This window comes from Occallatibacter sp. (assembly GCF_049582745.1).
Taxonomy (GTDB): domain Bacteria; phylum Acidobacteriota; class Terriglobia; order Terriglobales; family Acidobacteriaceae; genus Telmatobacter.
This window is the reverse complement of the sequence record NZ_JBAUUO010000021.1, coordinates 21352-29931: the sequence shown is the minus strand read 5'-3', so window position 1 is coordinate 29931 and position 8580 is coordinate 21352. Positions and strand designations below refer to the sequence as shown.

Sequence of the window (8580 nt, the reverse complement as noted above, 5' to 3'; positions counted from 1 at the left end):
CGTGCAGCATGCGCTGGTGAAGTGGGGTCATAGGAACCTCCTCCCTATGACCTCTCACCCTAACCCGGCGTGCCTCGCTGAACTAGCCACAACTCTCAGTCCGTCGCGTCAGCGACTTCGTTCAAACGGGCTTTCCGGACAAATGATCGCCGGAACGGAGCCGCATCGCTTTCTCACGAGCGATAAATCGCCGAGTCACTCATCGAGCCGGTTCGGACAACCGTGGCCGTTCCAAAACCGGGCCTTATTCGGGAAGTTCATTGTGCGACGCGCGTTTCCAAAGCAGGCTATGGAAATGACAGAGTGACGAGCTGAGAACGGCCTCTGTCTGCAGAGCCATCTCTGAGCCGAAGAGTACTATTCACTTAGATTGATATGGAAAACTGGTGGAAAACATTCTTTGACGCTGACTACATTCGCATCTGGGGTTGGGCTGACAAACCGGCAGAGACGGCTCAACAGGCAGAAGGAATCTGGAAGCTCCTCGCACTCCATGAAGGATGTCGCATTCTTGACGCACCTTGCGGTTACGGCCGACTCTCGCTGCCAATCGCCAGGCGGGGCGCTATCGTATGCGGCGTGGATCAATCTGAAGAGCTATTGGCTCAAGCTGAGAAAAATAGAGGTGACCTTCCTCTGGACCGCCTCTGCTACGTTAGGCACGATTTGCGTCAAACTCTGCCCAATGGCCGTTTTGATGCAGCGTTCAATGTCTTTTCTTCCATTGGGTACGGCAGCGAAACAGACGATCTAGCCATATTCAAGACTCTCTATCTCGCAGTTCGGCCGGGAGGCCGAGTACTCATCGATACCATGCACCGCGACGCTGGTGTTGCGCGATTTTCCCGTGATTTAAAGCCTGCACATCGGCTTGCAGACGAAACGCTAGTTGTGGAAGAGCCAACTTTCGATCCAATCTCTGGCCGTGTGCAAACCACTTGGTATTGGTTTGGTCCCAACGGGCAAGGTCAAAAGTCCGCGTCACTACGTTTATATACAATCACCGAACTTATCCATCTCTTGCAGTCTTCAGGATTAAAGTTCATCTCAGCTCATCATGGATGTTCTGAAGAACCATTTAAAGCTGAAGGACCAGAAATGGGCGGCCGGGTCGGAATCCTTACGGAACGCGTTTGACGGATTCGCATCGATGATCAGGCCAAACCTGGGAACATCACGGCAGAATTGGATCGGAACCGGGCAGTTTTTCTTGTCGCTACTTGTCGCGAGTCAAGAGCGATTAATGCAGGCTGGCGAACTCGATTCGAGCTTGCTTCAGGATGGGGATGTCGGGGTCTGCGCTTTTCCAGAGAGTTAGGAAGTGCTGGTACGCGGCTTTCGCCTTGAGCGTGTCGCCGGCGAGGACCTGGGCGCGCGCTAATTGCAGGTGGGCCAGGGCACCGATCGGATCGTTCACCACGACACCCGGATGATCGATGATGTTCTGAAATTCGGCGGCGGCTTCGATACCTTGACGAGCGGCGAGAAATGCTTCGCCTCGCGCATAGACGGGATACAGTGCGCCGAAGAAACCGTAGTCGGCGCTCTGCGGAGTTCCGAGCTCATGCGGAGTGGCGATCTGCAAGAAGTCTATCGCCTTCGCGGGGCCATCGTGGTGCAGCGCGAGAAGTGCCCGCAGTGTCGGCATGTAGCTGAACTTCACCGACGTATCTTCGGGATACTGCTTCTCTAGCTGGTCAGCGATCACTTTCGATTGAGGGGCATCACCAGCGAGAACGAGCGCGAAGGCTGCACCGTACTCAACTTCCTTATCCCTGCCATGCTTCAGCGCATCGCGCGCTGTTTTGCCGGCTTCGGCAGCATTGCCGAAGAGGGCTTCTCTGACCGCTTCGCCGGCCTCAAACAAAGCGGCTCGCTCCGTCTGGCCTGACTGCCCTGCGATGACAGCGGCATTGGTTGAACGACGCCGGGCTTGTTGCAGATGCCCGATGTAGGCGAGGCTGAAGGCAGACTGATTGAGCAAGAGGTCTTCGACTCCCGAAAGGCCTTGGCTTAAAGATAGTTCGCGATCCATCGCTGCCTGATCATTCTTGAGAAATGCTATTTCGAATCGGTCGACAGAGAAGTCGGGCATGTCCAGCTTGCGATCTTTCGCCCGACGGAGTGTGTTCTCGGCCTCAGCGAGACGGTCCCGCTCGATGTAGCTCAGGGCGGTGATGTTATAGCCGATGGCGAAGTCCGGATCGAGCTCGATCGTTTTAAGGCCGTGTTCGCCTGACTTGTCGTATCTGCCGATCACGGGATAGATACCTCCGGAGAGAAAACCGTGCGGCTCCATGGCCTCGGGGTATGTCTGTGCCCAGGCTTCGCAGACCTGTTGCGCAAGCTCCAGGTTTCCTGTCACCTGCTCATAGTAAGAAACGGAGATAAAGAATTTTTCTGGTTCGCTGACGCTGCCCTGCAACTCATAGGCTCGCTGAATGCTCTTCAAAGCAAGTTCGGATTCTCCTACGCTGGTGTAAACAATCCCAAGGTGCGCATAGGCCATCGCAAACCCGGGATCAATCTCGATGGCATGTTTGAAGAAAGGCAATGCGGCCGCAGAGCCGCTTGAGGAGAGAACTCTGAAGCCATCGGTGTAAGCCTTGAGTGCATCGAGAGAACCAGTTGTGGCCTGGGCAAGCGGAGTTGAGTACCTGTTGATCGTCGACTGCGTTTCTCCCATGCGGGTGCGGAGATTGACGGCGATTTGACCGAGAGCGCTGAGGACTCCCTCCTTTCCTGTTGCTTCGGATTGCTCTTCGGCCAGAATCTCGCCCGAGCGACAATCCCTGGCGCGCAGCCCCAGCACGTATCTGCTTCCGAGGCGGGTGACGGAGCCGTCGACGACGGCCGCGCCTCCGGTTCGTGCACAGATTTGGAGAGCGGTCTCCGGCGTGAGTGGCGCGTCTTCCGCCTGACCCATGAGGTGCAGAGCCTGCTGCATGCGCTCATCGGAGATCAGGCTCAGGACTGGCGATTGTTCCAGTTGTACGCGGAGGCCCTGGCGAAGCGTGCCATCGAAGACCGGATCGCCGGTGCGATTTAAGAAGTCAGCGAGCACGATCTTGTCTCTGCCGGCCAAGTTGCGAGGATGCAAAGGGGGCCTTCGAAGATAGACATAGCTCGCTGCGAGGCAGCAGATCACTATGGCGGCTCCGGCAACGGCCTTCCAATGTCTTGCTATTGCTGGGGCCGGCCTTGGCGGGGTCGCGGTTGACTCGAGGCTCAAGGCCTCTATGGGTTCGGCTACCTGGGGAATAGTGCTTATCGCCAGCAGGGGCTCTACAGGCACCATGAGGCGGTATCCCCGGCGCTTGACCGTTTCGATGTAGCGCGGCTCGTCGGCCGAATCTGCAAGGGCGATGCGCAGCTTTTTGATCGCGGCGTTGATGGCATTTTCAAACTCGACGATCGTGTCATCGGGCCAGAGGCGGCGACGAATGTCTTCGCGCGTGACAAGCTCGCCCGGGGAGGTGGTCAACAGGCACAGGATCTGGAAAGGCTGCTCCTGCAGCGGGACCTTTTGGCCGAGGTTGCGGAGTTCGGCGGAGCGGGTATTCAACTCGTAGGGACCAAAACGGAGGGTCATTCCTCGAATCTCGCTCACTGTGAAGCGCGTTCCGGCAGCGTGTAGAGGCCGAAAAGGCTGCCGTTACAGATTCCAAACGCAAGAGATGCGCGGTTGCGAGACGAAATCACGTTGAAGTCACCCACAAGTCACGTCCTGCACATGGTGCTTCTGAAGCCTGCGCCAAAGAATATCACCAGAATCTCGGCAATGGAGCCCAAATGAACTTTCAACTATCAAGCAGGATCGGCGGCGCAGCCATTTCGGCGGTGCTCGTGATGTCGGCCAATATGGTCGCACAGCAACCAGAACAGTCTAAAGCAGTACACGTTCCTCGATATACGCTTCGTGATCTTGGTACTTTACCGGGCGGTTCGTTCAGCCAGGCGGGTGCTCTCGCGAAATGGGGCCTGGTCGGCGGCGTCTCCACCGTTGCAGATGGAAGCCAGCACGCGGTGCTATGGTTCCGGGGATCCAAACTGGACATCGGCGTACCCGGGCTGGGAGGGCCCAATAACGGCGTGTTCGGCATCAACGACGGGGCGCAGGCGGCGGGCCAAGCGGAGACGAAAGCCTCAGATCCGAACAATGAGAACTTCTGCTCCTATGGCACGGGGCTGAAGTGCAAGCCATTTCTCTGGCAATTTGGCGCCATGACACAGCTTCCGCTGCTAGGCGGCAACAATGGCACGGCGGGCAATAACGTCAACAATTGGGGAGACATTCCTGGCATCTCCGAGATTGGGGAGCGTGACCCCGACTGCGCCGCTGGTGTTGCCATCAACGGCAGCGGACCGCAGGTTCTGGATTACGAGGCAGTGGTATGGGACGGAAGGCAAAGAAAGGCCCACGAACTCAAGCCGCTCGCAGGCGACACAGTTGGTGAGGCTTTCTGGATCAACGACAACAGCGTAGCGGTCGGTACGACTGGCCATTGCTCCGATACCCAGCTTCCTCCCTTTGCAAGCGGCGCTCATGCCGTGCTGTGGGATAAGAACGGCACGCCACATGATCTCGGCGGCTTTGGTGGAAAGGCCAACCCCGCAATACTTGGGATTGGAAACATCGCCTTCGCCGTCAACAATCTGAACCATGTGGTCGGGACTGCGGTTCGCCCTGGCAACATGAACGATGAAGCTTTCATCTGGACAAGGGAGACCGGCATGGTGGATCTGGGCCGACTCGAGGGCGACACGAACAGCGCCGGACTGGGAATTAACAGCAAAGATGAAGTGGTCGGGGGTTCGGTCAACGGTGATCTGCTCACTGGCGACTCGAATCCCTTCCTTTGGAAGAAAGGCGTACTGACACCCCTCAGCGCACTTCTTTCCCCTGACACGGAGCTTATTCCCCTGCTTGCCAACGGCATCAACGATTCCGGCCAGATTACAGGCTTCGGTTTCGATCTCGTCACCCAGGAGATTCACGGTTTTCTCGCCACACCATGCAGTCACACGAGTACTGACCAGTGGTGTGAAGAGGATGGCGACGGGTCTTATCTGCAACCAGACAACAAGAGCGATGGCACGAAGCCTCAGTTGCCGGAGTCTGCTCGGAAGCTGCTTCAAGACCGGTTGGGCCGCGTCAATCACTAGGCTCAACTTAATCGAGTGACCACACCGATCGCATCATGGGGTAGATAGCGGGTTAGGTCGATTTGAGCACCGACCTAGCCTGCTTTGCAGGGCAACTTCGTTTTCAAAGTGATGCAATCGGGTATAGAAGTCCCTTTCTCGACCAACGGCAATCTTATTGGACTGATGATGACGACCGTTGCCGCGGAGAGGAACTCTCGATTTATGTAAAATCGCCAAATCACGTTTCCAGCCGCCGCAGTTCTGGAAACGTGGTTTTGCCTGTTGGATTCCCCTGAGGGAAATCCCCGCATACTGACCGATCGCGAGTAAATCTGCCAGCCGGCCCCTGTCACTGCGGCAATACAGTGAATTTGGCAACCTGCAGTAGAGGTGGATTTAGTGAGTTTCAGGCTGCTGGATCGATCAAGTTGTTAGCAGATGCACGTTCCTCAGGAAGTATTCGAACGCGGCGACGTTTGGTAAGGAAAGCAAGGCCCCATTGCAGGCTCACAAACAGCCGATTCGCAAATCCGATAAGAAAGTAGATGTGCACACCTGCCCAGACCAGCCATGCCAGGAAGCCCGCAAACTGAGCGAACCGCAAATCCGCCACGGCATACGCTCTCCCCACGATGGCGAGCTCACCCTTATCCCAGTACCAGAAAGGTTTGGGTTGTGCATGCCCCGCGACACGGCGCCGAATGACGTCTGCCACGTATCTGCCTTCCTGAATTGCGGGTTGAGCTACTCCTGGCATCAGCATCGGCGTCCGCGATGAAATGCCAAACATGTTTCGAACCGGAGCAACCAGATGAGCGGTGTCACCGATGGCAAAGACCTCCGGATGATCGCGGAGCGACATGTCCGGTTCCACCATGATCTTGCCGGAATTGTCGGTTTCTGCGCGTAGCCATCGTCCCGCCGGAGACGCAATGACACCAGCTCCCCACAGTACAGTGCCGGCCAAAACTTTCTGTCCGTCAACGACAACTCCATCTGGATCCACACTTGTGACACGAGTGCTGGTAAGAACCGCAACTCCCAGGCTCTCCAGGTGTCGTTGCGCCTTGGTGGAGAGAGCCTCCGAATAAGTGGGCAAAATGCGAGGCCCACCCTCATACAGCAGGATGCGAGCGGATGCCGGGTCTATATGGCGAAAGTCATGGATCAACTCGATGCGCGACATCTCCGCGAGCGTGCTGGCCATCTCCACGCCTACGGTCCCGCCACCAACGAGCACGAACGTAAGTTGACGACGAATTTCCTCGCCCCCCGCACGTTCCATCGAAGCCATTTCCTCAGCTCGCTCGAACGCACGCAATATTTTGCCGCGAATGATGTCGGCATCATCGAGCGATTCGAGGCCCGCAGCAAAGTTTCGCCATTCGTCGTGCCCGAAATAGTTGTACTGGATGCCGGTCGCTAGGATGAGATAGTCGTACGGTACGTCACCTCGTCTCAGATGCACGGCGCGTTCGTCTGAGTTGATGTCCGTCACTTCATCGAAGAGTATATGAACGTTCTTCTGACGACTAAAGATGGAACGCAATGGGCTGGAAATTTCGTCTCCGGAGAGCAGTCCCGTCGCAACCTGGTAAAGCATCGGGCGAAAGAGATGATAATTCCGTCGATCGATCAGCGTTACGTTCACCTGAGCGCTACGCAAAGCGCGGGCGGCGGAGAGCCCTCCAAAGCCGCCACCGACAATAACCACCCTGGGTAACATCAGCACGCACCTACCAATTCAGTATGGTTTTCACGAGCAAGGGGAAATAATCTCGGGTACCGGCTCACCAGTGGCGGGGCGATATCAGCCAGCTCTCTTACGACTCTCCTGTTTCCCCGCCGCCACTGAGGCCGCAGGTTGAGGAGACGCACTCCCAATCTGTGATGCAGACTGAGTCAGCCAGGTTTCGAAACGAGTCTCGCTGAGTCGTGCGTCATTGTCGGGAACCAGCGCCCTCTCACCCACCTCGATGCCGTAGTACCGCCCATGCGGGTCGGAGATCACCTCGCGCGCATCCGGATGCGCGGCCAGGAACCGCCGGGCGAGTTCATCTAGGCGAAACTGTTCTGGCCCTCCGATTTCAATCGTGCCATTTACTGGCGGGTTCGTTGCGATTCTGGCCACAGCACTCGCTACATCATCGGCCGCCATCGGCTGAATGGGCGCCGGAGGCATCCGTACTATTTTGCCCTCGGTGGAATAGTCGACGATCTGCTTCACGAACTCGAAGAATTGCGTCGCGCGGACAATGGTGTAAGGATTCTTGGAGTCTTTGATCAAGTTCTCTTGAGCCAGTTTTGCGCGGAAGAAGCCGCTTTCGACGAGCCGTTCCGTTCCTACGACGGACAACGCTATGTGATGGCCCACGCCTGCAGCGGCTTCAAAGGCGAGAAGATTGCGGGTCGATGTCTCGAAAAACTTCAACACTTCCGTGTCCTCCCACGAAGGGGCGTTCGTAACGTCGATCACCACCGAAGCGTTTTTCAGCGCATCTGCGAGTCCATCGCCGGTAACGCTGTTAACTCCGCTTTTGGGAGACGCGGCCAGGGCTTCGTGCCCGTGTATACGAAGGTTGTTGACGAGCTTTGATCCGATAAGGCCCGTGCCGCCAATCACGACAATTTTCATAGTCATCTCCTCTGCTCTAACCAATGCATTCCTACGCCATCAGTCTCTTGTGTTCGCTTAGATAGAACGGAACGAGTACTACCATGGCGCAATCTCCGATGGAGGCGGAGAAGGGTAGCTTGCGCCCTGCATCAATCTTAACGCCGATGTGAGTTCATGGTATTTCCCAAGGCTGTGAACCGATCTTTGCCGAAGTGCGGCTCCGCAAACCTGATGTCCCGAACGTGGTTCGAATAGATCTACTCGTCGGACGACCTGCAATCTCAGGCTGCCAAGTCCTTCGATGAATCGTGGCAAAACCTGCTCATTGCAGTCGAGACCAATGGCAAGGAGTTCCAGCGGGTCTCTTGAACGGTGAGGCGTGGCGAACATTTGAGCCCAGCAAAGTTTCGCCAAGTGACTGGTGGAGGTGTACACCAAATCTTTGCCTCATCTGATAAACTTAATTTCGTTGTTGGTTGGCTGATTTTGGTGTCCACTTTGGTGTCCACTTTGGTGTCCACGTGGTGTCCACCGAGGCCCAAAATTGAGTCCACAGCAGCGAAATGGTAGAAAAGAGCGAGAATAGCGAAAGCTGCGAAGCGCTTGATTCTATGTGACGTATAACCAAGTTGTTGAAAAACAATCTGGGGACGTAGCTCAGTTGGTCAGAGCGCTGCCCTGTCACGGCAGAGGTCGCGGGTTCGAGCCCCGTCGTCCCCGCCATACATTCCAAATGAGTTCTCTGGAATGGGCGGAAACCATAGAGGGTGCAAAAGGACATAGATTTGTGTCCCTTTTGTGCCCCTTTTGATGTC

General features: G+C 56.2%; 5 protein-coding genes and 1 tRNA gene. 3 read left to right on the top strand and 3 right to left on the bottom strand.

Annotated elements, in window-relative coordinates; all coding sequences use genetic code 11:
• Positions 1-375 precede the first annotated feature (375 nt).
• Positions 376-1137 carry a class I SAM-dependent methyltransferase gene (locus WCA10_RS02975; protein WP_472820998.1) on the top strand — a complete coding sequence of 254 codons (762 nt, stop codon included), beginning with the start codon at positions 376-378 and terminating at the stop codon, positions 1135-1137.
• A gap of 103 nt (positions 1138-1240) precedes the next feature.
• Here the strand turns inward: WCA10_RS02975 and WCA10_RS02970 are convergent, their stop codons facing one another.
• The gene (locus WCA10_RS02970; protein WP_472820997.1) at positions 1241-3592 is read right to left on the bottom strand and encodes a winged helix-turn-helix domain-containing protein; all 2352 of its coding nucleotides are present in this window, start codon (positions 3590-3592) and stop codon (positions 1241-1243) included.
• Between the two features lie 200 nt (positions 3593-3792).
• Between WCA10_RS02970 and WCA10_RS02965 the strand changes: the two genes are divergently transcribed.
• On the top strand, positions 3793-5166 hold the full coding sequence (locus WCA10_RS02965) for a hypothetical protein (protein ID WP_472820996.1): 1374 nt from the start codon (positions 3793-3795) through the stop codon (positions 5164-5166).
• 388 nt (positions 5167-5554) lie between these two features.
• Here the strand turns inward: WCA10_RS02965 and WCA10_RS02960 are convergent, their stop codons facing one another.
• Positions 5555-6874: an NAD(P)/FAD-dependent oxidoreductase gene (locus tag WCA10_RS02960; protein ID WP_472821001.1), complete on the bottom strand. Its 1320-nt coding sequence runs from the start codon at positions 6872-6874 to the stop codon at positions 5555-5557.
• 84 nt (positions 6875-6958) lie between these two features.
• A complete protein-coding gene (locus tag WCA10_RS02955; protein WP_472820995.1) occupies positions 6959-7783 on the bottom strand; it encodes an SDR family oxidoreductase in 825 nt (274 codons plus the stop codon).
• A 628-nt stretch (positions 7784-8411) separates the two neighbouring features.
• Between WCA10_RS02955 and WCA10_RS02950 the strand changes: the two genes are divergently transcribed.
• Positions 8412-8488, top strand: a tRNA-Asp gene (locus tag WCA10_RS02950).
• The last annotated feature ends 92 nt before the right edge of the window (positions 8489-8580 follow it).